This window comes from Streptomyces sp. NPDC057486 (assembly GCF_042802415.1).
Classification (GTDB): Bacteria; Actinomycetota; Actinomycetes; order Streptomycetales; family Streptomycetaceae; genus Streptomyces; species Streptomyces yanii.
In genome coordinates this window covers 72649-97106 of the sequence record NZ_JBHVEE010000020.1, presented here as the reverse complement: position 1 = coordinate 97106, position 24458 = coordinate 72649, and the positions used below count along the sequence as shown (strand labels likewise).

At 71.5% G+C, this 24458-nt stretch carries 25 protein-coding genes and 1 pseudogene; 16 read left to right on the top strand and 10 right to left on the bottom strand.

Annotated elements, in window-relative coordinates; genetic code table 11:
• Positions 1-230 precede the first annotated feature (230 nt).
• Positions 231-1844, bottom strand: coding sequence for a D-alanyl-D-alanine carboxypeptidase/D-alanyl-D-alanine-endopeptidase (gene dacB, locus ACFU6I_RS12755; RefSeq protein ID WP_384364527.1), 1614 nt, complete (start codon positions 1842-1844; stop codon positions 231-233).
• On the opposite strand from dacB, the gene ACFU6I_RS12750 reads away from it, so the two are divergent.
• Positions 1838-2353 (top strand): DUF6221 family protein, encoded by a 516-nt coding sequence (locus ACFU6I_RS12750; protein ID WP_384364524.1) that lies wholly within the window; start codon positions 1838-1840, stop codon positions 2351-2353. The genes dacB and ACFU6I_RS12750 overlap by 7 nt on opposite strands.
• On the opposite strand, the gene ACFU6I_RS12745 is transcribed toward ACFU6I_RS12750, so the two are convergent.
• Positions 2250-3032 (bottom strand): HAD-IIA family hydrolase, encoded by a 783-nt coding sequence (locus ACFU6I_RS12745; RefSeq protein ID WP_384364521.1) that lies wholly within the window; start codon positions 3030-3032, stop codon positions 2250-2252. The two genes, ACFU6I_RS12750 and ACFU6I_RS12745, sit on opposite strands and share 104 nt — an antisense overlap.
• 99 nt (positions 3033-3131) lie before the next feature.
• Here ACFU6I_RS12745 and ACFU6I_RS12740 point away from each other — a divergent pair.
• Positions 3132-3761, top strand: a pseudogene (locus ACFU6I_RS12740) (phosphoribosyltransferase); the annotation flags it as partial.
• A 77-nt stretch (positions 3762-3838) separates the two neighbouring features.
• Here ACFU6I_RS12740 and ACFU6I_RS12735 read toward each other — a convergent pair.
• The gene (locus ACFU6I_RS12735) at positions 3839-4579 is read right to left on the bottom strand and encodes a polyprenol monophosphomannose synthase (RefSeq protein WP_384364518.1); all 741 of its coding nucleotides are present in this window, start codon (positions 4577-4579) and stop codon (positions 3839-3841) included.
• A gap of 373 nt (positions 4580-4952) precedes the next feature.
• Between ACFU6I_RS12735 and ACFU6I_RS12730 the strand changes: the two genes are divergently transcribed.
• The 4 genes from ACFU6I_RS12730 to crcB (ACFU6I_RS12715) all read left to right on the top strand — a co-directional run bounded on the left by ACFU6I_RS12730 (position 4953) and on the right by crcB (ACFU6I_RS12715) (position 7763).
• Entirely contained in the window at positions 4953-6356 is a 1404-nt protein-coding gene (locus ACFU6I_RS12730) for a glycosyltransferase family 39 protein (protein ID WP_384364515.1), read from the top strand.
• Between the two features lie 179 nt (positions 6357-6535).
• Entirely contained in the window at positions 6536-7030 is a 495-nt protein-coding gene (gene crcB, locus ACFU6I_RS12725; protein WP_384364512.1) for a fluoride efflux transporter CrcB, read from the top strand.
• Positions 7027-7392 (top strand): DUF190 domain-containing protein, encoded by a 366-nt coding sequence (locus ACFU6I_RS12720; protein ID WP_384364509.1) that lies wholly within the window; start codon positions 7027-7029, stop codon positions 7390-7392. The genes crcB (ACFU6I_RS12725) and ACFU6I_RS12720 overlap by 4 nt, the downstream gene beginning before the upstream one ends.
• Positions 7389-7763: a fluoride efflux transporter CrcB gene (gene crcB / locus ACFU6I_RS12715; protein WP_384032413.1), complete on the top strand. Its 375-nt coding sequence runs from the start codon at positions 7389-7391 to the stop codon at positions 7761-7763. The genes ACFU6I_RS12720 and crcB (ACFU6I_RS12715) overlap by 4 nt, the downstream gene beginning before the upstream one ends.
• A gap of 499 nt (positions 7764-8262) precedes the next feature.
• Here crcB (ACFU6I_RS12715) and ACFU6I_RS12710 read toward each other — a convergent pair whose 3' ends face one another.
• A complete protein-coding gene (locus ACFU6I_RS12710; protein ID WP_345517313.1) occupies positions 8263-8466 on the bottom strand; it encodes a cold-shock protein in 204 nt (67 codons plus the stop codon).
• Between the two features lie 322 nt (positions 8467-8788).
• Positions 8789-9124 carry a MerR family transcriptional regulator gene (locus ACFU6I_RS12705; RefSeq protein ID WP_384032415.1) on the bottom strand — a complete coding sequence of 112 codons (336 nt, stop codon included), beginning with the start codon at positions 9122-9124 and terminating at the stop codon, positions 8789-8791.
• A 565-nt stretch (positions 9125-9689) separates the two neighbouring features.
• Here ACFU6I_RS12705 and ACFU6I_RS12700 point away from each other — a divergent pair.
• The 5 genes from ACFU6I_RS12700 (at position 9690) to ACFU6I_RS12680 (ending at position 13800) form a co-directional block, all read left to right on the top strand.
• Positions 9690-10166, top strand: coding sequence for a hypothetical protein (locus ACFU6I_RS12700; RefSeq protein ID WP_384364506.1), 477 nt, complete (start codon positions 9690-9692; stop codon positions 10164-10166).
• Positions 10167-10172: 6 nt separating this feature from the next.
• On the top strand, positions 10173-10745 hold the full coding sequence (locus ACFU6I_RS12695; RefSeq protein ID WP_384364503.1) for a toxin: 573 nt from the start codon (positions 10173-10175) through the stop codon (positions 10743-10745).
• Positions 10746-10782: 37 nt separating this feature from the next.
• Entirely contained in the window at positions 10783-12039 is a 1257-nt protein-coding gene (locus tag ACFU6I_RS12690; protein WP_384364500.1) for an MAB_1171c family putative transporter, read from the top strand.
• The gene (locus ACFU6I_RS12685) at positions 12036-12638 is read left to right on the top strand and encodes a hypothetical protein (protein WP_384364497.1); all 603 of its coding nucleotides are present in this window, start codon (positions 12036-12038) and stop codon (positions 12636-12638) included. The genes ACFU6I_RS12690 and ACFU6I_RS12685 overlap by 4 nt, the downstream gene beginning before the upstream one ends.
• Before the next feature lie 100 nt (positions 12639-12738).
• Entirely contained in the window at positions 12739-13800 is a 1062-nt protein-coding gene (locus ACFU6I_RS12680) for an NAD-dependent epimerase/dehydratase family protein (protein ID WP_384364494.1), read from the top strand.
• Here the strand turns inward: ACFU6I_RS12680 and ACFU6I_RS12675 are convergent.
• Both ACFU6I_RS12675 and ACFU6I_RS12670 read right to left on the bottom strand, forming a co-directional pair.
• Positions 13790-14941: a sensor histidine kinase gene (locus ACFU6I_RS12675; protein WP_384364491.1), complete on the bottom strand. Its 1152-nt coding sequence runs from the start codon at positions 14939-14941 to the stop codon at positions 13790-13792. The genes ACFU6I_RS12680 and ACFU6I_RS12675 overlap by 11 nt on opposite strands.
• Positions 14938-15723, bottom strand: coding sequence for a response regulator (locus ACFU6I_RS12670; protein WP_384364488.1), 786 nt, complete (start codon positions 15721-15723; stop codon positions 14938-14940). The genes ACFU6I_RS12675 and ACFU6I_RS12670 overlap by 4 nt, the downstream gene beginning before the upstream one ends.
• Before the next feature lie 114 nt (positions 15724-15837).
• Between ACFU6I_RS12670 and ACFU6I_RS12665 the strand changes: the two genes are divergently transcribed.
• Genes ACFU6I_RS12665 through ACFU6I_RS12655 form a run of 3 tightly spaced genes read left to right on the top strand, consistent with a single transcriptional unit; the run spans position 15838 to position 18052 of the window.
• The gene (locus tag ACFU6I_RS12665) at positions 15838-16572 is read left to right on the top strand and encodes a glycosyltransferase family 2 protein (RefSeq protein ID WP_384364485.1); all 735 of its coding nucleotides are present in this window, start codon (positions 15838-15840) and stop codon (positions 16570-16572) included.
• Positions 16569-17216 carry a DUF2064 domain-containing protein gene (locus ACFU6I_RS12660; RefSeq protein WP_384364482.1) on the top strand — a complete coding sequence of 216 codons (648 nt, stop codon included), beginning with the start codon at positions 16569-16571 and terminating at the stop codon, positions 17214-17216. Before ACFU6I_RS12665 ends, ACFU6I_RS12660 begins: the two co-directional genes overlap by 4 nt.
• The gene (locus ACFU6I_RS12655; RefSeq protein ID WP_384364479.1) at positions 17213-18052 is read left to right on the top strand and encodes a class I SAM-dependent methyltransferase; all 840 of its coding nucleotides are present in this window, start codon (positions 17213-17215) and stop codon (positions 18050-18052) included. Before ACFU6I_RS12660 ends, ACFU6I_RS12655 begins: the two co-directional genes overlap by 4 nt.
• A 337-nt stretch (positions 18053-18389) precedes the next feature.
• Here the strand turns inward: ACFU6I_RS12655 and ACFU6I_RS12650 are convergent, their stop codons facing one another.
• A complete protein-coding gene (locus ACFU6I_RS12650; protein WP_384364476.1) occupies positions 18390-19742 on the bottom strand; it encodes a molybdopterin-dependent oxidoreductase in 1353 nt (450 codons plus the stop codon).
• Between the two features lie 222 nt (positions 19743-19964).
• On the opposite strand from ACFU6I_RS12650, the gene ACFU6I_RS12645 reads away from it, so the two are divergent.
• Together ACFU6I_RS12645 and ACFU6I_RS12640 are read left to right on the top strand one after the other, a co-directional pair.
• Positions 19965-21314: a hypothetical protein gene (locus ACFU6I_RS12645; protein ID WP_384364541.1), complete on the top strand. Its 1350-nt coding sequence runs from the start codon at positions 19965-19967 to the stop codon at positions 21312-21314.
• Positions 21315-21363: 49 nt separating this feature from the next.
• On the top strand, positions 21364-22212 hold the full coding sequence (locus ACFU6I_RS12640; protein ID WP_384364473.1) for a GNAT family N-acetyltransferase: 849 nt from the start codon (positions 21364-21366) through the stop codon (positions 22210-22212).
• A gap of 45 nt (positions 22213-22257) precedes the next feature.
• Here ACFU6I_RS12640 and ACFU6I_RS12635 read toward each other — a convergent pair whose 3' ends face one another.
• Together ACFU6I_RS12635 and ACFU6I_RS12630 are read right to left on the bottom strand one after the other, a co-directional pair.
• Positions 22258-22647, bottom strand: a complete 390-nt coding sequence (locus tag ACFU6I_RS12635) for a hypothetical protein (RefSeq protein WP_345517299.1) — start codon at positions 22645-22647, stop codon at positions 22258-22260.
• A gap of 38 nt (positions 22648-22685) precedes the next feature.
• Positions 22686-24404 (bottom strand): SpoIIE family protein phosphatase, encoded by a 1719-nt coding sequence (locus ACFU6I_RS12630; RefSeq protein ID WP_384364470.1) that lies wholly within the window; start codon positions 24402-24404, stop codon positions 22686-22688.
• Between the last annotated feature and the right edge of the window lie 54 nt (positions 24405-24458).

The window sequence follows — 24458 nt, the reverse complement described above, 5'->3', positions numbered from 1 at the left end:
CTCCCGCACGCCGGGCCGAGCCGCTGTTCCTGGACAGGGTGTCCGTGCGTCGTTTCCCCCGGGCGTCCCCGCCGGCTGACGCCGCCGGAGCGGCCCGTTCGTCCCGCAGCGCCAGGGCCCCGTGGCGTCGGAGGCCGTGATCAGGATGCCCACCGCGTGCACGGCGGCGAGGAGACGGCGTCGAGGGTGAGCACATCGGTGCGCCGCCCTTCCCGCAGGGTGTGCGCGGCTCAGGAACTGCCGCTCGCGTTCTCCTGAAGGATCGCGGCGATGTCGGCCACGTCGTTCGCGATGGTCAGCACTCCGCTGATGTCGGGCGTCGAGGCGCCGTTCACCCCGATGAAGAACACGTCGTAGTGCCCCTTGCTCGTCTCCAGATACCCGGCCGTCGTCTCCGCGCCCACCGCCAGCCGGTCGTTGAGGAGGTCGCCGTCGGCGACGGTGCCCGTCTTCGCGGAGACCTTGCCCCGGGCCGGGCAGTGGCGGCAGTTGTCCGCGAGGCTGCCGTCGACGCCCAGGGTGGGCAGAGCCTCCCGGAAGCGGTCCGCATCGGGGGTGCCCTGCCAGTACGTCAGGATCCGGGCGACGGCGCGGGGTGTGGTGCGGTCGGCCGGGTTGCCGCCACGGCCGTCGGCCAGCTGCACCGCATTGCGGTCCACCTTCGCCTCGTCCAGGAACTTCGCCAGTGCCGGGAATCCGTCCGGGCACTGATGGCTTCCCGTACTGACGGCCATCAGGCAGATACCGAGGTTCGCCCCGAGGTTGTGGCTCACCTTGAGGACGAGTCGGGCGTACTGCTCGAACGGCGGGGACGTGAACCGGGCCACCTCGGGCGCGCCCCGGTAGGAGTCGGGCAGCTTACCGGCCGGATTGGCTCCGACCGCGGCCGCGGTGACCTCGACCCCGGCCCGCTTCAGTGCCTCGATCAAGGCGGTGCGGCCGAAGGCGTTCGGGTCCCGGATCTCCGACACCCGCAGGACCGGGGCGGAACCGGCGGCGATGGTGCCGGAGAGCCGGATGCGTGTGCCGTCGGCGGAGGGCGTCACCGTGATGTCGGCGGGCATGCCCGCCTCGACGGTTCGGACGGAGGACGTGACGCGGTACGGCGCCACCTTCGGGCGCCAGTCCAGCTTGGCCGGCGCGCCCGGCCCTTCGCCGGGGGTGGTGAGCAGGTCGATGAGGTTGTCGTTGATGATCAACGGCGTCGGCGTCGGGTCGAGTTCCGGGTCGGGACGGAACAGCCGGGCGTCCACGACCACGTCGCCGTCCACCTTGGTGATCCCCGACGCGCGTACCTGCCGGGCCAGTTGGTCGATGCCGGCCAGCGGGTTCTGCGGGGTGAGGGTCGCTCCGGGGATGTCGTCGGCGTAGGTGTGGTCGATGGCGGTGAAGGCGACGGTGCCGTCCGCACGCGTACGGCCGCCGAGGGTCAGGTCGCCCTGCGCGACGAGGTCCAGGTTCCCGGTGAGGGTCGCGCCCCGGCGCTTTCCGACGGCATGGACCGGCGTGACGAAGCGGTGGTCGCTGCCGAGGGCGTGCCAGACGCCGCTGACACCGAACAGTTTGGCCACGGAACCGGGGGTGAAGAACTGGTCCGCGTAGCGCGACTGCACCACCTTGCCGGTCTCCGGGTTCTGCTCGAACAGACCCCACTGGGCGTGCGAATAATCGGGCTTGCCCATGATCGAGGAGATGCGCGGGTCGAGCTCGTCCGGGTCCTTCGACGGCATCACCCAGTCCATGCCGAACGCGGCGACGGTGGCGACCAGCAGGAGGCCGAGGAGTGTGAGGACGCGACGTTGCCTCTGGTTCCGGCGACGGTTTCCGGTGACGGCTGATGACATGCGGACTCCACCGGTGTGTGTGCTGCACGGGGACCGGGAAAGGGGCGTTCCGAGGTTATGACCGGCGGGTGGCGCAGGCGGGTGGAGAGGCGCGGCGCGGCGGGCACATCCCTCGGACGGTGGCGGCATGCGATGGAGCGGGTGTGTACGGACGGTCGCGGCACGGGGCGTGTCCGTACCGTCACGGCGAGGATGATGGGCCCATGACCAACGATCCGGTGCAGTCCCTGCGCGCCCGACTCGACGAGGAGGCGGACCTGGCCCGCAGCTGCGACGGTGACGGCTGCGGCGAGTGGACCGCGCCCGGTGGCACCGTCGACTTCTGCCGGATCGATCTCTCCGGGTTCCCGCCCGTCATCGCCCGGCACATCGCCGTGCACGACCCGGCCCGCGTCCTGCTGGGGCTCACCGGTCCAGGAGGACCGGGAGGTCGGCGATGGAGTCGAGGACGTGGTCCGGGGTACCACTGGCGGAGCGGTGTGTCTCGGGCAGGTATTTGCCTGTTCTGACGAGGACGCCCGTGATGCCGCACCGCTGGGCCGCGAGTACGTCGGTCTCGATGTCGTCGCCCACCATCAGCGCGGCGGACGCGGTGGCGCCGAGGTGGGCCAGGGCGGTGGCGTAGAACGCCCCGGCGGGTTTGCCGGTGATTTCCGCCTCGATCCGGGCGGCCCGTTCCAGCCCCGGGAGGAAGGCCCCGGTGTCGAGGGCGAGACCTTCCGCCGTACGCCAGTACAGGTTGCGGTGCATGGCGATCAGCCGGGCGCCGTGCTGGAGGTGGCGGAACGCGGCGTTGAGCGACGCGTAGTCGAACGCGTCGCCCGCGCCTCCCAGGACGACCACGTCCGCGGTGGCCTCTCCCACATCGACGAGGGTCACGCCCGTCAGGTCCTCGCTCACGTCGCCACTGTTGAGCAGTGCGCACCGGGCACCCGGGCAGTGGGCGCGCAGGTACGCCGCGGTGACGGCGGGCGCGGTGAGGATGTCGTCCTCGCCGACGGGGAAGCCCGCCCCGGCCAGCTTCGCCGCGATCCGGGCGCGGGTGCGTGAGGTGGTATTGGTGACCAGGGCAAACGGAAGTCCGGCGGTACGCAGCCGCTCCAGGGCCGCCACCGCGCCGGGCAGCGGTTCCCAGTCGATGGTGAGCACCCCGTCGATGTCGATCAGTACCGCTCCGATCCGTTCCATGGATCGACCGTCGCCGACTTGCGCAGGCGCCGCAAATGGGGTTGCTTCGAAGTAGGTGCGTACGTGCCTCTGTCTCCCCCGGGTCGGAGGTGAACCACCGTGTTGTTCACCGATCGCACGGATGCGGGCAAGCAGCTCGCCGAAGCACTCCGGCATCTGCAGGGGGACGAAGCGGGGCAGAGCCCCGTCGTTCTGGGGCTGCCCCGGGGCGGGGTGCCGGTCGCCGCGGCGGTGGCGACGGCACTCGGCGCACCTCTCGATGTGATCGTGGTCCGCAAGCTCGGTGTTCCGTACCACCGTGAGCTGGCCTTCGGTGCCATCGGGGAGGGCGGGGTACGGGTGATCAATGACGACGTCGTACGCCGCGGAGGGATCAGCCGCGGGGACATCGCGTCGGTGGAGCGTGCCGAGAAGGCGGAGCTCACCCGGCAGGCACGGCAGTTCCGGGGCGACCGGCCGCGGTTGGAACTGGCCGGCCGTACCGCGATCGTGGTCGACGACGGGGTGGCGACCGGCGCCACGGCCTCGGCCGCCTGCGAGGTCGTACGGGCGCAGGGCGCGGCCCGGGTGGTGCTGGCGGTCCCGGTGGCGCCCGCGGACACGGTCGCCTGGCTGCGTACGCAGGTGGACGAGGTGGTCTGTCTCTCGACGCCTGCGCTCTTCTCGGCCGTCGGCGAGTGGTACCGGGACTTCTCCCAGACGCCCGACGAGGAAGTTCTCGCCCTGTTGAAGGATTAGCGGGTGTCAGGCGGACCGGACGGGGCCCCGGGTCCAGCGTCCGGACCCTCGCGCACTGCCGCAGTTGCTCAGCCTTGCTTGCCGAACCGCAGTTTCCACGGCGCAACCGCCGACTCGATCTGCACGCGCAGCCCGAGCTTCGACTCGCCGTTCACCCGCTCCTCGAACCGGATCGGGACCTCGACCATCCGCAATCCGCGCCTGACCGTGCGGTAGTTCATCTCCACCTGAAAGGAATATCCATTGCTGCGGACGGTCGGCAGATCGATCGATTTCAGGGTGTCCGCCCGCCATGCCTTGAATCCGGCGGTGGCATCCTTCACGTGCAGCCGCAGAATCACATTGACATAGAAATTGGCCCAGGCGGAGAGCGCTTTGCGGTGCCATGGCCACTCGGTGGCGAGCGAACCGCCTTCCACATAGCGGGACCCGATGACGACGGCGGCATTCTCGGCGAACAGTTTCTCGACCATGACCGGAACCACCGACGCCGGATGGGAGAGGTCCGCATCCATCTGAATGACAACTTCCGCTTTCTCCGCGAGCGCACGCGTCATCCCGGCCACGTAGGCGCGCCCGAGCCCGTTCTTTTCGGTGCGGTGCAACACCCCGACCAGGCCCGAGGTCTCGGCCGCGAGCCGGTCCGCAACATCCCCCGTGCCGTCGGGCGAATTGTCGTCGACCACCAGAATGTGCAGGTTCGGCAGATGCAGATCCATGAGCAGATCGACGAGGATCGGCAGATTCGTCCGTTCGTTGTAGGTGGGGACGACCACCACAATCCTCGGGGAAGTCTTCTCCACGGCCATTCCCTTGCGCTCTCTCGTGTTCTCGGGGGTTCCCAGACGTTCTCAGACGTTCTCGGGGGTTCTCCGGTTTTCCGCGCCCGATCCGCGCGAGCCTAGCACCCGCCCCGAGTTCCTCTGAATGAGCGAAACAGCATTCTCCGGATTTCCCTCCCTCCTTCGCGGCACCTTGGGTACGCTCACGAGCGGAGCCCAGGCGCTCTATGGACCTCTTCCGTCACCGAATCGGAGTCGCGCCATCAACCACCCGCAGAGTCCGGTCACTTTGAGCGCGGCGGCAGATCCCGGGGACCGTTCCGCACCGGATCCGGGAGGCGGCGCCGGACAACGCACCTCGTACCGCTACGGGTTATGGCCCGCGCTGCTGGCACTGACGATGGGTCTCTGGGGAATTCGTCGCGAGAACACCATGTGGCGCGACGAGTCGGTGACGTACCAGGTCGCGCACCGGAGCCTCTCCGAGATCTGGCACCTGCTCGGCACCGCCGACGCCGTGCACGGCCTCTACTACTTCCTCATGCATGGACTGTTCGCCCTGGGCGGCGACGGGCTGCTGCTGCTCCGGCTGCCCTCGGTGGTCGCGACGTCCGTGGCCACCCTGCTCGTGGCGTCGACCGGGACACGTCTGGCGGGCCCGCGTGCCGGACTTCTCGCCGGTCTCTCCTTCGCCCTGATCCCCGTCGTCCAGATGTATGCGCAGGAAGGCCGCTCGTACGCCATGGTGTGCGCGCTGGTCGCCCTCGCCACCTGGCTGCTCGTCGGCGCCGTCGACGATCCCTCGCGCCGGCGCCTGAGTGCGTACGGGGTCACCCTCGCCCTCGCCGGATGGCTCCACGAGTTCGCGATCCTGGCCCTGGTGGCACACGGCCTGACGCTGTATCTCTGGCGTCCGCCCCGCCGGGTGCTGCGGTCCTGGGCGGTGGCGGCCGTGCTTCCCGTGGCCGCGGTGGCTCCCCTGACCCTGTTCTCCCTGAGGCAGTCGGAACAGGTGTCCTGGATCGGGTGGCCGCATCCCGAGGAGTGGCTCGTGATCGCGGCCGTCACCCTCCTCGGTCTGCTCTGCGCGGTGTACGGAACGCGACAGGCGGGCGCGGCAGGCCGTCCGCGCGCTGCCCGCCTGGTGCGGCTGGCCCTCCCGTTGCTGATCCTGCCCACGGCCGCGCTGCTCCTCGCGTCCCTCCACGAGCCCATGTACGTGGACCGCTACGTCCTCTACTCCCAGCTCGCCCTGGGCCTGCTCATCGGATTCGCCGTGGACCGGCTGTGGGCCGCCGCCGGGCGGACCGCCCGGCTGGCCGCGCTCCGGCCGCGTGCCGCGGTGTTCGGCATCGCGGCCGCCGGTGTGGCCGTCGCCCTCCTCCCCGTGACGCTTCAGATGCGCACCCCCGACAGCCGCAAGGACAACGTCACCGCCCTCGCCGCCCATGCACGGGCCCTGGCGCCGGACGGCGCCGGCGTGCTCTTCATGCCGTCACGGCGAAGGGAATGGGCCCTCTCCTACCCGGACGACTTCCGGGGCCTGACCGATCTGGCACTTCTGCGGAGCCCCGCCGCCGACAACACCCTCGAGGGCACCGAGGATTCGGCCGGCCGGATCCGGTCTCGCCTGCGCGACTTCGACCGGGTCGTGGCGCTCAGCGACCCGCCGGGGCAGCCGGAGGACGCGCTGCCGGAGGAGGCGGTCAAGCGGGACGTGCTGCGGACGGAGTTCGTCGTATGCCGCCGGGTGCAGGACAAGGGGGGTCAGGTCACGCTGTATGCGCGGCCCGGCAGGTGCTGACCTGCGGCGGCGAAGCGTTCGGCCGGGCGATAGTCTGGTGCGAGCAGGGACTGGTGACGGTTGCTGCGCGGCGGTGGGGCCCGCCGTACCCGAACCGCGGCAGCAGTGCCGCCAACGGTCCCTACTTGCGGTGGAGCGTGCTCGTTTCCGGGCACCCAGCAGGTAGGAGACATGTGCCCATGGGAGCCCAGCAGCCCCGAGCGACACCCGTGACGGAGGGTCCCGACGGCACCGGGCGCGTCGCGCCCGTACCCGGGCAGCGCACCCGGCAGTCGAAAGGGCAGTGGCCCGTCCTCGGCGTCATCGCCCTCGGCGGCGCCGCCGGAGCGACCGCCCGTTACGGGGCATCGCTGATCTGGGTCACCCCGCCGGGCGGCTTCCCCTGGACGACGCTGATCGTGAACGTCCTCGGGTGCGCGGTGATCGGCGTGTTCATGGTCCTGATCAGCGACGTATGGGCGGCGCACCGGCTGGTGCGCCCGTTCTTCGGTACGGGCGTGCTGGGCGGGTTCACCACGTTCTCCACGTACGCCGCGGACATCGAACGGCTGGTGGACGGCGGCCGGGCCCGTACCGGCATCGCCTATCTCGGGCTGACGCTGCTGGCGGCCCTCGCCGCGGTGTGGAGTGCGGTGTGGGTGACCCGCCGCGTGCTGGCGTGGAGGCAGCCATGACGAGGGAGACGGAGCCGGCCGCGGCGGCCGGGCGGGGGCTGCGCCTGACGATTCTGGTCGGGGAGTCCGACGTCTGGCACCACCGCCCCGTCTATGCGGAGATCGTGCACCGGGCACACCGTGCCGGGCTGGCGGGTGCGAGTGCGTTCCGAGGCATCGAGGGGTTCGGTGCCTCGTCGCGGATCCACACCCAGCGACTGCTGTCGCTGAGCGAGGAACTGCCGGTGGCGGTCGTGATCGTGGACACCGAGGACCGGATCCGCGCGTTCCTGCCGCTCATCGACGAACTGACCGGGGACGGCGTCGTCGTCCTCGACGCGTGCGAGATCGTCCGCCGCGGCGACCGGGAGGAGGGCCGGTGACCTGGCTGCTCGTGATCGTCGGCGCTGCGATCGGCGCCCCGCTCCGCTATCTGACCGACCGTGCGGTCCAGGCCCGGCACGACACGGTCTTCCCGTGGGGGACGTTCGTGGTGAACGTGGCGGGATCCCTGCTGCTGGGGCTGCTGACCGGCGCGGTGGCGGCCGGTGCCGCCTCGTCGCAGGTGCAGCTGTTCGTCGGTACGGGGCTGTGCGGGGCGCTGACGACGTATTCGACGTTCGGTTACGAGACGCTGCGGCTGGCCGAGGACGGGGCGAAGTTCTACGCGGCGGCCAATGTCGCGGCGAGCGTGGTGGCGGCGCTGGGCGCGGTGTTCACCGGGGTCGCGGTCGCCGACGCACTCTGGCAGTGACACGCAATCACTCCTCCCGTGTACGCCAACGGGTGTGGCGTCGCCCGCAACCCCGCCACCGGCACGCGAACTCGCCCTGCTCGGCGGCGCCCCGGCGGCCGTGACCACCGGAACCGGAGCGATATCCGGAACCGGAACAGCAGCCGGACCAGGAACGGCTCGGGGCTCCGCCGCGGCTGCCGGAGCAGCGGTCGTCCGTGCGAGTTGAGCGGTTCAAGGAGAACCCTTCCTCGATATGGCGCTCATCGAGGAATTCCGCGCGGCAGCGAAGCGGCGCAGGAATCGCAAGAACGGGCCGATGAAATGCGTGGACGAAGCCCGGATACGAAAAGTGAGCCGTGTCCGACACGGTGGATGGTGAACCGTGTCCGTCACGGGGCGGAGTCGGCGCACGGGTGCGGGCCCGGAAAAAGCAACGAGCCGGGGCCCGCACCCGAAGGTGCGGGCCCCAGCTGTGCAAGTGCGTCTCAGCGCGTCAGGCGCCGGAGCATCTGCAGGATCACGCGGGGGTGATGTTCTCCGCCTGCGGGCCCTTCTGGCCCTGCGTGACGTCGAAGTTCACCTTCTGGCCCTCCTGCAGCTCACGGAAGCCACTCGCGACGATGTTCGAGTAGTGGGCGAAGACGTCAGCGCCGCCACCGTCCTGCTCGATGAAGCCGAAGCCCTTTTCCGCGTTGAACCACTTGACGGTGCCAGTAGCCATGTTTTATCTCCTTCTGGGGCAGTGCCCGGGGACCCGCACTGTGCCGGCCCCGCGTCGCCGCAATGATTACCCCGTCCGGAATGATGATGCCGGAAATACATAAGCGCGCCCACCACCCAATTGTGGTGACAAGAGCACTTGGAGTTTCGGGAACCACAACTGCAACTGACATCCACCGTAGCATGGTGCAAGCGACCGCGCGCGGCGCGTAATTACACTCCACCCGGCACGTCATAAACCCTCATCGTGCATTGCACAGAATTCTGTGCTTGCGACAACAGATATGCACCCCGGCACGGAGCCCCGGCGCCGGGCCCCGGCCTCAGGACCCCGAACCCGCCACCGGCCGGCGCAGCTCCGCGTTGAGGCGCAGGGCCTCCTCGAGCTGGTCCTCCAGGATGACGATGCGGCAGGCGGCCTCGATCGGCGTGCCGCCGTCGACGAGCTCGCGGGCACGGGCGGCAATGCGCAACTGGTAGCGGGAGTAGCGGCGGTGGCCACCCTCGGACCGCAGGGGCGTGATCAGGCGCGCTTCGCCGATCGCCCGGAGGAAACCGGGCGTGGCGCCGATCATCTCCGCAGCTCGGCCCATGGTGTAGGCGGGGTAGTCGTCGTCATCGAGCCGGTCGGCAGCATGCGGAGGGGTTCCTGGGGGCACGTGCACCTCTTCCGGGCCCGCGGCGAGAAGCGACCGAAGGTTCCTCCGACGGCGTTGACCGAAAAAGAAACTCTCATGGCGCGAGCCATCATCTCTATGGTAGCCGCGACAGATTTCCCGTACCGGACAGAGGAGATTACGCGTCGCACCCGAACATGGGTGCGATCCTGGTGCGCGTGGTGGACACACTGACCAGCCGGTCAGTTGATGACGGCGTGATCGATGGTCATAATGTACGAGTAGCCCTTCACGCATCCCCCGTCGTGAAGGGCTACGACTCGTTGCGGCCCCGAACGGGCGGACGCGCGGGCGCATGCCGACTTCACGGGCAAGGGACTCCCCTCGTGGTCCCTTGCCCATGTTTTTTCGAGTTAACAGTGACGTAGAGTGTTTACGCAAGCCCACTCCTGACAGCGGAGCAGGATGTTCCGCTATGTCTCGGCCGCCTCCCCACGCCGCGGCCCCCTCATCCGGGTTGGTTACAGTACGAGCCCGTTGACCGGATCCAGGCAGGCGCAGCGTCTCAGGGGCGCGCGTGCCGGCGGACGTGAACGTGGGGGCCCCGATGGACAACGGAGAAGAGAGCGCGCCGGAGCTGCGGACGCTGCAGCAGAAGGTCGAATACATGGTGGAGGAGACCTTCCCCGGCCAGAAGATCTCCGGGCGGGTCTTCGCGGACCTGGTCAGGGAACGCGGCGGCTCGCTGTCGCACAGCTACTTTTCCAACATCCTCGCCGGGAAGGTCACCCAGCCGTCCGAGGACATCCTCAAGGCCCTCGGACTGGGCTTCGGCGTCGACTGGCGCTTCTTCAAGGAGGAGTCCGAGGTCGTCGACGACGTCGTCGCCGGACTGCGGTTCCTCGCCAAGCGGCGTACCGGGGAGATCAGCGGGCTCGCCGGACGGGGCCTGGCCGACGACGGTCTGCCGCCGGAACTGCTGCAGTTCGCGCTCTCGCTCCTGGAGGACTCGAAGAACCGGCCCGGCGCCCCCGCCGACGGCGAGGGCAGCGGTTCCGCCGCCGACGGCCCTTCGGCGCAGTAGGCCGCCGTGTCCCTGCGCAAGCTGCGGAAGGAGTGCGAGGCCGGGCTCGCCGACCTCCCCATCCCCGCACCGTTCTCGATCGCCGGCCTGGTGGCCAACATGGAGGCGGCCCGCGGCCGCACCATCGTGCTGCACGAAATGCCCGACCGGCTGGCGCGCGTCAATGCCGCCTGCGGTCTGCGCCTCGCCTCCGGCTCGACCAGCTTCGTGCTCTACCGACGGCGCCCGACCGCGTACCGGACCCAGCACGTCATCCTGCACGAGCTGTGCCACGAGTGGTTCGACCACGGCACCTCGCTCGACGCGGACCAGCTCCAGCGGCTGCTCCCCGTCTTCGACACGTCCCTGATCTCCCGGGTCGTGGACTCCGGCGTCGCCGACGCACTGCGCGCGGGCGACTCCACCGTCCAGGCCCGCGCCCAGTACGACACGCACGACGAGCGGATCGCCGAGTTCGGCGCCTCGCTCATCCCCCGCATGGCCAGGGACGTGACCAGCGACGACATGGTGGGACGCCTCGCCAATTCGCTGTCGCGCCCGGTCGCGCACCGCCGCCGCGGACTGTTCCGCCGTACGTGACCCCTCCCCCTTACCCCCCATCCAGAGGAATCCCGCCGTGACCCCGCTCGACCTCGCCGGCTATCTCATAGCCGTCCTGATGACGGCTGTCGCCGTGTGGCGCATGCCGGCCGCCCTGTGGGGCGACGAGGAGGACAAGCGTCGCCGCGCCCTGTGGGGCTGCTACGCCGGATTCGCCGCCGCCCTGTGGACCAAGACCCAGGTGGTGCGCATCGGGCTCAACGACAGCCCGGTCACCGACCTCTCGGTTCTGATCAAGCACTACACGGCGACGATCGCGATCCTGGCGATCCTCAGCTACATCGTCGCCATCTACGGCCAGTACCCCGACGCCGGTGACATCCCGCGGCACGTCCGGTTCGCCCGGGCGGTCCAGCAGGTGGCGACCAAGGCGTCCGTCGCCACGCTGATCCTGCTGACGGTGCTCTTCTTCACCGTCGTCGACCGTTCCGTGCCGTCGGACCGCTTCGTCGCCGACCATGCGGGCCAGTGGGGCGCCACGCTGTACATGAGCGTGTTCTACCTCTACCTCGGCGCCGCGTCCGCGGTCTGCGCCTACCAGTGGGCGCTGGCCACCGCCGGTGCCGGGCTGCGCCATCTGCGGGTGGGGCTCGCGATGATGACGTTCGCGATGTTCATCGGGGTCGCCTACACGGTCAGCCGCACCCTGTTCCTGTGGGTCAGCGTCGTCGACCAGCCGAGCGCCGCCTTCGCGCTGGAGTTCGACGAGGTCACCGAGGCCGCACAGGTGGTGCTGTTCGCCTTCTTCGCGGTCGGCGCTTCCGTCCCCGCCCTCAGCAAGGGGCGGCGCCGGGCGAAGCTGTGGCGGGCCCAGACCCGGCTGCACGCGCTCTGGTACGAGTTGATGAGGGCGTTCCCCGACCAGCCGTTCGAGCCCCCGGCCTCGCTGCGCCGCGAACTGGCCCGGTTCGACACCCCCGCGGATCTCCGGATCGACCGGTGGGCCGCCGATATCGCGGACGCGGTCGAGAAGTTGCGCCACTACGTACCGGACAGCCTGCTCCCGGCCGCCGCGGCAGCTGCCGCGGCCGACAGCCCTGCCCCCGAGAAGGCCGGTCCGCTCGCCGACGCGTACTGGATCAAGGCCGCCCTCACCGCGATGAACACCGGTGCTCCCGCCGGGAGCGCCGCGGCGGTCGGCACCCAGCACGCCACCGACCAGGACGGCGAGGTGGCGTGGCTGGTGCAGGTGGCGACGGCCTACCGGACCGTCACCGAGGACCGGGCCCGCGACGTACTGGCTGCCTCGGCGGCCATGGAGAGGACGGCATGACGACCACCGGTCCGGCCACCGGCTCCCGCACGACGACCTCGACCGCCCGCGCGGTCACGGACGCGCTGCAGCCCCGCAACCTCCTGCTGGCCGGCATGCTCGCCATCGGGCTGGCCGCCGGCGGCCACTGGACCGGTCTGCTGTGGGGCCTGCTCGGCGCCCTGTGCGCCGGGATCGTCCCGGCCGGATACATCGAGTGGGAGCGGGGGCGCGGCACCTGGGGCGACCGGCATGTCGTCGACCGTACGAAGCGCGCACCGATCTTCCTCGTCATCCTCGGCTCGATCGGCGCGGGCTCGGTCGTCATGGTCCTCGGGCACGCGCCCACCGGAATCCTGGTGGCGATGCTGGCACTGTGGGCGATGACGGTCGTGCTGCTGGCCGTCAACACCGTCTGGAAGATCTCGGTGGACGCGTCGGTCGCCTCGGCGGTCGTCGCGCTGCTGGCCGCGGTCCACTCGCCGTGGTGGCTGCTCGCGTACGCGATGACGGCCGCCGTGTGCTGGTCACGGGTGGCGCTCGGGTACCACAGCGTCGCCCAGACGGTGGCGGGCTCGGCGCTGGGTGCGGGGACGGCGGCCGCGTTCCTGCTCGTCTGACGGCCACTCGGTTCCACCGCCGCCCGTTCGGTCTGACGATTCCGTGACGTGCCCGCACGGCGCCGGGCCTGAGCCGGTGCCGCGACCTAGCGTGACGGGCATGCGTGTACTGCTCACCGGCGGAGCCGGTTTCATCGGGGGACACATCGCCCGGGCACTGGCGGCGCGGAGGCACGAGGTGGTGGTGTTCGACGCGCTGCTGCAGTCGGCGCACGGCGTGGGCGCCGCAGGCGGCCGGAACGGGCTGATCCTCGCCGATGTCCGGGACCGGGCGGCGGTGGCCGATGCGCTGCGGGGCGTCGACGCGGTCTGCCATCAGGCCGCGATGGTCGGTCTGGGCAAGGACTTCGCGGACGCCCCGGAGTATGTCGGCTGCAACGACCTCGGGACCGCCGTCCTGCTGGCGGAGATGGCCGCGGCCGGTGTGCGGGATCTGGTGCTCGCCGGGTCGATGGTCGTCTACGGCGAGGGGCGGTACGACTGCCCCCGGCACGGGTGGATCCGGCCCGGGCCGCGGGCCGTGGACGATCTGGCGGCAGGCCGGTTCGAGCCGCGCTGCCCGGACTGCGGGGCGGAGCTGACGCCGGGGCTGGTGGGCGAGGACGCGCCCACCGACCCGCGCAATGTGTACGCGGCGACGAAGCTCGCCCAGGAACATCTGGCCGCCGCGTGGGCGCGGGCGACGGGCGGCCGGGCGGTGGCCCTGCGCTACCACAACGTGTACGGGCCGGGGATGCCGCGCGACACCCCGTACGCGGGGGTCGCCTCCTTCTTCCGCTCCTCGCTGGAGCGGGGCGAGGCGCCGCAGGTCTTCGAGGACGGCGGTCAGCGGCGGGACTTCGTCCATGTACGGGATGTGGCGGCCGCGAACGCGGTGGCGCTGGAGGCCGTGGGAGGACGCGGGGCGGGAAGCTTCGCCGCGTACAACACGGGGAGCGGGGATCCGCGCACGATCGGCGAGATGGCGGCGGCGCTGGCATCCGCGCACGGTGGACCGGCCCCGGAGATCACCGGCGGGTACCGGCTCGGAGACGTACGCCATGTGACGGCGGACTCGCGACGGCTGAGGGAGGAACTGGGCTGGCGCCCGGAGGTGGGGTTCGCGGAGGGGATGGAGGAGTTCGCCGGGGCGGCGTTGAGAGCGGCGATCGCTACCGGTTGACCGGCGGCCGCTTCGGCTCCGGACGGCCCGGCCGGCGTGCCACCGGAAGCGTGACCTCGAAGCAGCAGCCGCCCCGCACATTACGGACCTCCGCCCGGCCCTCGTGCGCCTCCACGATCCCCCGCACGATGGCCAGCCCCAGCCCCGCCCCCGCCGGAGGCGTACGCGCGTGGCTGCCGCGCCAGCCCGTGTCGAAGACCCGCGGCAGATCCTCCTCGGGGATGCCCCCGCAGCCGTCCGTCACCGACAGCACCACCGCGCCGTCGGCGCGCTGCGCGGCCACCGCGACCGTGCCGTCGGCCGGGGTGCGGCGGATCGCGTTGATCAGAAGGTTGCCCAGGACCCGGCTCATCTCCTTGCTGTCGACCTCCACCGGCACCGGGTCGATCCGGTCGCCGACCAGCCGGACCCCGTGCTCCCGCGCCAGCGGGTCCGCCCCTGCGAGGGCGTCACCGACCAGGTCGTACACGGAGATGCGGGCGGGGGTCAGGGTGAGCGATCCGGCGTGGATCCGGGAGAGTTCGAAGAGGTCGCCGACCATGTCGTTCATCCGCTCCACCTCGGTCCGTATCTGCCGCAGGTAGCGGCCGGAGTCGGCGGCCATGCCGTCCTCCAGCGCCTCGGACATGGCCCGCAGCCCGGCGAGCGGTGTCCGCAGATCGTGCGAGATCCAGGCGACGAGTTCGCGACGCGAGGTCTCCAGTGCGCGTTCGCGCTCCCGGGAGCTGTCGAGCTTGGCGCTGGTGGCCGCCAGTTCCCTGGCCAGGGAGGCGAGTTCGGCGGTCGCCTGTTCCTCGGGGGCGGCGAACGTACCGCCGTCGCCGAACGAACGGGCCGCGAGCGTCAGATCCCTGCTTCTGGCCGCCACCCACCGTCCCAGCAGCACCGCGGTGCCGAGGGACACCACGGCGGCCATCGCGACGACGGTCGTGACGACGGCCAGGTCGTGCGGCGACAGGAACATCGCCCAGGCGACCGCGAGGGTCCCGGCGAGCATCGCGGTCACTGCGACGGCGGCGACGACGGTCAGCGACACCACGAGCGAACGGTGCCGGAACAGCCGCAGGACCAGCGCGCCGAGCAGCCCGGCTGCCGCGGCGCCCAGGAAGGCGAAGAGGGCGATGAGGAGAAGGTCGGTCATGAGCCGTCCGCCGCGCCTCCGGCCGTCGTCCCTCCGGCCGCCGTCCCCCCGGTCAGGTCCAGGCGGTAGCCCACACCCCACACCGTCTGGATGAGCCTCGGACGGCCCGGATCTGTCTCGGCCTTGCCCCGCAACCGCCGCACATGGACCGTCACCGTCGACAGGTCACCGAAGTCCCAGCCCCAGACCTTCCGCATCAGCTCCTCCCGGGTGAACACCTGCCCGGGGTGACGCAGAAAGAACGCGAGCAGGTCGAACTCCCGCAAGGTCAGGGACAGTTCTTGACCGTCACGGGTCGCGCGACGGGCCGCCGGGTCGAGACGGAGTCCGGCGCCCTCCAGCGGGGACCGGGCAGAGCCCGTGGCGGGCGGCGCGGACCGTCGCAGCACGGAGTCCACGCGCAGCACGAGCTCACGCGGACTGAACGGCTTGGTGACGTAGTCGTCCGCGCCCGTCTCCAGGCCCAGAATGCGGTCGTCCTCATCCCCGCGCGCCGTCAGCATGATGACCGGCACGGGTCCGTGCGCCCGCATCCGGCGGCAGACCTCGAAGCCGTCCATGCCGGGCAGCATCAGATCGAGGACGACCAGGTCGGGCCGGCGCCCGGCGAAGCACTCCAGAGCCGACGGACCGTCACCGGCCCGCCGGACGTCGTAACCCGCCCGGTCCAGATAGCCGACGACCACCTCGGCGACCGTCGGATCGTCGTCGACGACGAGGACATGGCCGCGCGGCCCGCCGGGGGCGGGTCCGGGACCCGGGGGGTCCGGGATGTTCTCCATACGGTCACCTTGGCATCCCGGCCACCGGGTCGGGCACTCGGCGGTCCGCCGAAGGGTCGACGTCCGTCTTCCGTAAGAACCTGAAGCCCGAAATGCCGGTTTTCGCTCCGTAGTGTGAGTGGGGTGACCGACTCCTACTCCGCCCGCTCCCCCCACGCCGACGTGGTCCTCCCCTGTCTGGACGAGGCCGCCGCGCTGCCCCGGGTGCTGGGCCGAATCCCGGACGGCTGGCGCGCCGTCGTCGTCGACAACGGCTCCACCGACGGATCGGCGGAGCTCGCCCGCTCGCTCGGGGCGACCGTCGTACACGAGCCGCGACGCGGCTTCGGCGCCGCGTGCCAGGCCGGACTGCTCGCCGCCGAGGCGGAGTTCGTCTGCTTCTGCGACTGCGACGGTTCCCTCGACCCGGGCCTGCTGCCCGGCTTCGTACGCCGGATCGCCGACGGCGAGACCGATCTGCTGCTGGGGCGCCGCCGCCCCGAGGGCCGTGGCGCGTGGCCGCTGCACGCCCGTGCCGGGAATCTGGCGCTGGCCCGGATGGTGCGCCGCCGGACGGGACTGCGCCTGCACGACCTCGGCCCGATGCGGGCGGGGCGCCGGGCGGACCTGCTGGCTCTGGAACTCACCGACCGGCGCAGCGGCTACCCGCTGGAGATGGTGGTGCGTGCCTCGGACGCCGGGCTGCGGGTCTCCGAGACCGATGTCCCGTACCTGCCGCGTACGGGCAGGTCCAAGGTGACCGGCACCTGGCGGGGGACCTGGCATGCGGTGAGGGACATGCGCGCGGTCCTGCACAGGCCGCCGGGACGGACGGCCGCGGGGACGGCCCGGCGGGAGGCGTCCCGATGAGCGTGCCCGGACCGACCGCCCTCCTCGTCATCGCCAAGGAACCGCTGCCGGGACTCGTCAAAACCCGGCTCACCCCGCCGTTCACCCCCGCCGAGGCGGCGCAGCTCGCCGAGGCGGCGCTCCGGGACACGCTGCGTACGATGCTCTCGCTGCCCGCCCGGCGGCGCGTACTCGTGCTCGACGGGCGGCCGGGGCCCTGGCTGCCGGCCGGTGTCGACGTGGTGGCGCAGAGCTCCGGCGGACTCGACGAGCGGCTCGCGGCGGCGTTCGCCGGCTGTACCGGTCCGGCCCTGCTCATCGGCATGGACACCCCGCAGATCACCGCCGCCCATCTGGCCCCCGCACTCTCCCCGGACGCCTGGGACGACTGCGACGCCTGGTTCGGCCCCGCCGACGACGGCGGTTTCTGGGCACTCGGCCTGGCCGCCCCCGACCCGGCCCTGGTGCGCGGCGTGCCCATGTCCGTCCCGCAGACCGGTGCGGTCCAGCGGCGGCGTCTCGTCGATGCCGGACTGGCCGTGCGCGATCTGCCGCGGCTGCGGGACGTGGACACCGCGGCGGACGCCGCGCACGTCGCCGCCGCCGCACCGCAGGGGGAGTTCGCCGCTGTGCTGGCCCGGCTGACCACGGCGGCGGCCCGATGAGCGGTACGGTTCCGGACCGCGGCGCCACGAGCACGGCAGGTTCCGCACCAGAGGACCTCGCCCCGTGGTCCACCGACCCCTACGCCGATGCGCTGCGCAACGGTCACGGCCCGCTCTTCCTCCGCCGTACGGACGGCTGGCTGCTGCCCCTGGACGTCGAGCGCTGGTGTGCGGAGGCCGACGCCGCCGACCTGTCGGCGCTGCGCCGCTGCGAAGGGCCGGTCCTCGACATCGGGTGCGGTCCCGGCCGCCTCGTCGCGGAACTGGCCTCCCGCGGCCATCGCGCTCTGGGCATCGACGTCAGCGCCGCCGCCGTCGCCCACACCCTCCGGATCGGCGGCTCGGCGCTGCACCGCTCCGTCTTCGACCCGCTTCCCGGCGAGGGTCGTTGGGGCACCGTGCTGCTGATCGACGGCAACATCGGCATCGGTGGCGACCCGCACGGTCTCCTGCTGCGCACCGCGGACCTCCTCGCCCCCGGCGGTCTCCTCATCGCGGAGACGTCGCCGCTGGACATCGACGAACGGGTCCAGGTCCGGTTGTACGACGGTCGCCTCGCACCGGAAGGGACCGGCGAGGAGGACCGGGCCGCCATCGGGGGCGAGCTCTTCCCCTGGGCCCGGATCGGCACTCCGGCCCTGCTCCGGTACGCGCAGCCGAACGCCTGGCGGGCCGTCGATCAGTGGGTGGCGGACGGCCGCCCCTTCATCGCCCTGCGCCGCACCCGGACGGTCCGGACGCCCAGCCAGAACGCCGACACCGCGAACAACACCGCCGTGATCAGCAGCCAGTTCCCGAGGAACACGTCGGGGGAGAGCCCGCTCGCCGGCTCGTAATGGGTCGCGCGCCTGCTGATCAGCGGGAACCACATCAGAAGGAGCAACCCGGAGAGAAAGGCGGGCACGCGGACGAAGTTGACCAGCCCGGAGCCCGGTCCCAGCACCGCGCGTACGGCCCGGTCCGCCGTCGCGTACACCGGCAGCAGCACGAGGTCGTGCACCAGCGCCGAACCGACGAACCACACCGCGACACCGAACGTGTCCCCCTCCAGCAGCCGCACACCCGCGTAGCCCGCGAGGGCGAACGTGGCGGCCAGGAGCAGGAGATGCAGCGGCCCTTCCCCGTACCAGCGCCTGAGGACCGCCGCGGACCGCGGGCCATTCGTCCTCCGCATCACAGCTCTCCGAACGTCAGCCGGGTCACCCATTTGGTGTTGAGCACGCCGGGTGCGGCCGGGACGATGATCCGCGCCGGGTACCCGTGGTCGGGCGACAGCGTCTCGCCGTTGACCTCCAGAGCCAGCAGCGAGCGCGGGTCGCGCACCTGGTTGTCGCGCAGCGCGGCCTTCCGGAACGGCCCGCTGCGCTGCACGGACTCCACGAACACCCCCGGCGGCCGGTCCGGATACCCGGCGAGCGCCGCCAGATCCCGCAGCCGCACCCCACGCCACCACTGGTTCGCGGTCGACCAGCCCTCCACGCACGCGATCGGCAACGCGGCGCTGTACTGGTCCATGGCCAGAAGCTGTTCCCGGGTGAACGCGAGATCTCCGGCAGGTCCGCTGACGGTCAGCCGCCACCGCTCACCCGTGTCGGCCCGGGTGATCCGGACGGACGCGGCCGTCTTGTTGATCTGGAAGCCGTTGGGCCCCGTCCCGGGGTCGGCGACCCCGCGCGGGGTGAGAAGTGCGGTGCTGCGCAGCGCGTCGAAGCTCCGGCCCACCGAGGTGACCAGCAGGAGGAGCGACCCGGCGCCCACCATGGCGAAGGCGCCGCGCCGGGAGATGGTCGGCGTATGGGGGGCGGGGGACGCCAGCTCATCGGTCTCACCCCGCAGTTCACCGCTGCGCAGCACCCGTACGGCCCGCGGGAGCTTCAGACCGACATGGGCGACGAACCCGGCGAAGAACACCCACGCACCGTAGAAGTGCAGCGGATAGAACGACCCCGGGAACACGTACTCCAGCTGGATGTTGAGCAGCCCGGTGATGAACTCGAACAGCGCCCCGCCGACGAGCAGCAGCAGCGACACCCGTTCCAGGGCGTGCCCCACCGACCGGGCCGGCGGCAGCGCGAACAGCTTCGGGATCACCGACCACAGCTTCGCCAGCAGCACCGGTACGAGCACGATGCCGCCCGTGACGTGCAGCCCCTGTGTCAGCCGGTACAGCCAGTGCGGTCCGGTCGGCCAGGCGAACAGGTAGAACCCCAGCACCCCCTTGCCCGGCGTCTTGTCGTTGACCGGCGCAAGGTCCGGGTTGTACGCGGCGTACGACAGCAGCCCCGTCACGAACACCAGCGTCAGCCCGACGAGGAGGACGAGCCCGAGCACCGCCGTGAACCGGACGCCGCGCACGGGGCTGCGCCAGAACCCGGGGGAGGAGGGCAGCCGGTCCGTGGTCCGGAGCCGGTCGAGAACGGCCGGGACCCGACCCGTGGACGGTCCGTCATCCGATGGCCCGGCACGGCCCGTCCCACCGAAGCGGAACAGGAACCGGAATGTCCTCTTGTGACGTCTGTCGCCCATGTCCCGACGCTAAGCCCGGGGCCTCGGGCAGGAGCGCGTACGACTTCTGACGAAACTCTGACGTCACTCCCCATGACCGCCAACCGGGCCAAGATCTGACAGTTCGATGACGCGCCCCGGTGGCACCGCCCGTCACCGCCCCGCCCTGCATAGCGTGCCTGTGTGAAGACCGAGGAGCACGTGGAACACGAGCAGCACACCGCCGGCCGCAACCACCGCACCATGGGCCGACGCCTCGACCTGATCGCCGCCGCCGCCGGTGTCCTGCTGGTCACCGCCGCCGTGCTGATCGGCCGGGCCATCCAGGACGCCGACGGCAGCCTCTTCGTCCACTGGCCGCCCCTGCTGGCGTCCTGGTACCCGCACACCGGCCCCGGCACCCCGGCCGCCGTGGTCGTCGCCGCGGCCGTCGTCGCGTACGGGCCGGTCCTCGCCGACCGGCTGCCCTGGCGCGGTCTGCTCGCGACCGCGTGGGCCGCCTCCCTCGGCTGGGTCTTCTCCCTGGCGATGATCGACGGCTGGGAGCGGGGCATCGCCGAGCGACTCACCACAAAGCATGAATACCTGCAGGTCATCAGTCGCTTCGACGACATCGGCGCAGCGCTGCGCGGATTCGATTCGCACATCCTGATCGGCCCCCCGGGCAACTGGCCCGCCCATGTCGCCGGTCATCCGCCGGGCGCCACGCTCACCTTCGTGCTGCTGGACCGGATCGGACTGGGCGGCGGCGGCTGGGCCGGTGTCTGGTGCATCGTGCTCGGCGGTTCCGCGGTCGCCGCCGCCCTGATCACGGTGCGCGCCCTCGCCGACGAACACCTCGCCCGCCGCGCCGCCCCGTTCCTCGTCCTCGCACCGATGGCGGTCTGGACCGGGGCCTCGGCGGACGCCTGGTTCTCCGCGGTCGCCGCGTGGTCGGTCGCCCTCCTCGCCCTGGCGGCTACCCGCCGGACCACCCGGCCGGGCCGTGCCGTCGCGGCCGCCCTCGCCTCCGGCCTCCTCTACGGCCTGACCTGCTATCTCTCCTACGGCCTGACGCTCATCGCGCTCCTGCTCCTCGCCGTCCTTCTCCTCGCCCGTACCGCGCGCCCCCTTCCGCTTCTCCTGCTCGGGGCGCTCGTCGTCCCGGTCGCGTTCACCCTGGCGGGCTTCAACTGGTGGGAGGCGTACCGGCTGCTGGTCGAGCGCTACTACCAGGGGGCCGGCGGGATCCGTCCGTACGCCTACTGGGTCTGGGGGAACCTCGCGGCCACCACGATCGCCGCCGGGCTCGCCACCGTCGCCGGTCTCCGCCGGGCCGCGGCCGGTGCCCCCTCCGCCGTCCGCGCCGTCCGCACCGGCACCACCTGCGCACCGCAGCGCCTGAGCCTCCTCGTTGTGGCCGCGTTCCTCGCCCTCCTCGTCGCGGATCTGTCCGGAATGAGCAAGGCCGAGACGGAACGCATCTGGCAGCCGTTCGTCCTCTGGCTGCTGCCCGCCGCCGCCCTGCTTCCCCCGTCCGCCCGCCGCGGCTGGCTGACCGCGCAGGCGGTCGTGGCCCTGCTCGTCAACCACCTGCTCTGGACCGGGTGGTGAAGCCGGGAGGGGCGTTGAACCGATCACGCACGGGGGTACAGGTTGCCCCGTGCCGACATTCGAGATCACCACCGCAAGCGCCGCCGACATCGACATGCTGGGCGAGTGGGCCCACGCCGAGGGCTGGAACCCGGGCCGCACCGACAGCCACGCCTTCTTCGCCACCGACCCTCGCGGCTTCCTGATCGGCAGACTCGACGGCGAGCCCGTCTCCTCCGTCTCCGTGATCCGTTACGGCTCCGGCTTCGGCTTCCTGGGCTTCTATCTCACCCGCCCCGAACTGCGCGGCCAGGGTTACGGGACCCAGGTCTGGCACGCCGGAATGAACCGGCTCGCCGGGCGCAACGTCGGACTCGACGGCGTCGTCGCCCAGCAGTCCAACTACCGTAAATCCGGCTTCCGTCCGGCGTGGACGAACATGCGCCGGGTCGGGTTGCCGCCGGCGGACATCACCGCACCGCCCGGTGTCTCCCTCGTCGACGCCCGGTCGCTCCCCTTCGACCGGCTGGCCGCCTTCGACCGCCGCTACTTCCCCGCCGAGCATGACAGTTTTCTGGCCCCGTGGATCGCCGCCCCCATGCGCACCGCTCTCGCCGCCGTGGCCGAAGGGGAGGTGCAGGGCTTCGCCGTGCTGCGTCCGTGCCGTACGTCGTCACGCATCGGCCCGCTGCACGCCACGTCGCCCGAGGTGGCCGCGGCCCTGGTGAGCGCCCTCTCGGCCACTGACCCCGAGACGGAGATCGCCGTCGACGTACCCGACATCAATCCGGCGGCGGTCCGACTCGCCGAGCAGCTGGGTCTCACCCCGTCGTTCGAGACAGCCCGCATGTACACGGGTCCGGTCCCGGACATCGACCACAGCGGACTGTTCGGCATCACCAGCCTGGAACTCGGCTGACCGACGGACGCGCTGACCGCCGCCCCCTGGCCCCGGTCCGCCCCTCTACCGCCCGAGCCGGTCCAGCACCCGGCCGCGGAGCAGTTCGTACTCCTCGCGCAGCCGTACGATCTCCGCCGGCCGGGGTATCACCGTGCCACCGGTGACGATCTCCTCCGGCCCGAACTGCTCCCGCGTGAGGTCGATCTCCACGCCCATGCCCAGCCGGTTCCACCAGTGGAAGTCGGTGCGCTCACCGTCGACCCGGACCTCGCCACGGATCAGCTCGCCGCCCAGCAGATCGTTGAGCACCAGGGCGGTGACCCCGCACTGGTCCCGGGCCGGGTTGTCCGGCGTCCAGTGCGGCCGATGGTCGGGTGTGGAGGTGTCGGCACCCCAACCGGCGCGGACAGCAGCTTCGATATCGGCGAGCAGCAACGGCTCCGAGGTCTCCATGACACCGATCCTCGCAGGCCCGACCGACAACGCGGCTGCTACCCGCTCTCCTTCCCGATCCGGTTCCGGGTCCGTCTCCGCGAGGCAAGCACGGCGATGTCGTCCTCCGCGCCCGGACCGAACCTCTCCAGCACCTCGTCCAGCAGATCGTCGAGACTTCCGCTCATCGGCAGGGTCAGTTGCTCCAGCCGGCGCACCGATACGTCGATGTCCTCGTCCCGCCGCTCCACGAGACCGTCGGTGTACATGAACAGCACCGTGTCCGGACCGACCTCCACGGCCGTCGTCGTGTATCCGCCGAACCCGGTGCCGAGCGGCGGCCCCGCCCGTACGTCGCCCACCCGGGTCCCCGCCTCACCCGGGTCGATGAACACCGGTGGCAGATGCCCCGCGCTCGCCACCTCGCACATCCCGCCGAACCGGTCGACGACCGCCAGCAGACATGTCGCCGCCCGGTCCAGGCCAGACCGCTCCACCATCCGGTCGAGGTGTTCCAGGATGCGATGCGGCGGGAGTTCGTCGTCGGCGAGCAGCCGCAGCAGGGAGCGGTAGTGGCTCATCGCGACCGCCGCCTCCACCCCGTGCCCCATCACATCGCCGATCGCCTTCAGATGGCGTCCGTCCCGCAGCGGGATGACGTCGAACCAGTCACCGCCGACCATCACGCTCCGGTCGGCCGGCAGGTAGCGGGTGGCGATCTCGATGTGCGGGTGCGGCGGGCGCGGCTCGGACAGCAGGGAGCGCTGGAGCTCCAGGGCGATGGTGTGTTCGTGGGCGTACCGGCGGGCATGGTCCAGACCGACCGCGGCCCGTCCGGCGAGTTCCCGGGCGACGACGACGTCCTCGTCCGAGAACACCGGCGAGTCCCCCGCCCGGACCAGGCCGAGGACGCCGAGCGGCCGGCTGCGTACGGCGATCGGCACGACGACCGACGAGTGCATGCCGAGGGCGCGGTAGGCGGCGACCCGCCCCGGACTGGCTGCCGAGCGGCCGAGCAGATCGTCGCCGGTGAGGTTCTGGACGACGGGCTGGTTGGTCGCCAGGCAGCGCTGTACGGCCGCGCCGTCCTGGTAGTCGATGTACTCGCCGGTCAGCCCGAACTCCGCCATCTCCTCCCGCAGCCCGGGGACCGCCGCCAGGGCGGCCCGGCGCAGCCGCAGCATGCCGGGGGGCGCGGGCCGTACGGGAGGTGCCACGTCGGGCGGGAAGACCTCGGCCGTCGCGATGTCGGCCAGCGCGGGGACGACGAGGTCGACGAGCTCCGCGCAGGTGGCGTCCATGTCGAGCGTGGTACCGACCCGGGTGACCGCGGAGTCGAGAAGGTTGAGGTGGCGTCGAGCCTGCTCCAGTTCGCGCTGCTCCTTGTCCGACGCCATCACCTCCAGCACGATCCCGGCGACACCCACCACCTGCCCTGCGACCTCCAGCCGGTGATACGCGCCGTGCCAGTGCCGCCGGGTGGTCCCGGACGCCGCGGGTGTGAAGCCGCTGGACGTGATCTCGCGGGGTTTCCCGTCGGCGAGGACCGCCCGCATCATGTCCTCCCGGGCGTCGACGTAGGGCAGGACGTCGGAGACGGTGCGGCCGAGGTGTTCGGCGGCGGGAATGCCGTTGAGCCGTTCGAGGGCCGGGTTCACGTACAGGTAGCGCAGTCGGGTGTCGAGGACGCCCACCCCTGCCACGGTGCCGTCGAGCAGCGCCGCCAGGACTGCGAGGTCGAGCGGTGGCGGGCTGTCGGCGTGCGCATCGGCCTGCAAGGAAACCTCCTGGGGGGCGGGGCCCGGACCACCCGACTACCCGGTTTTCATCGT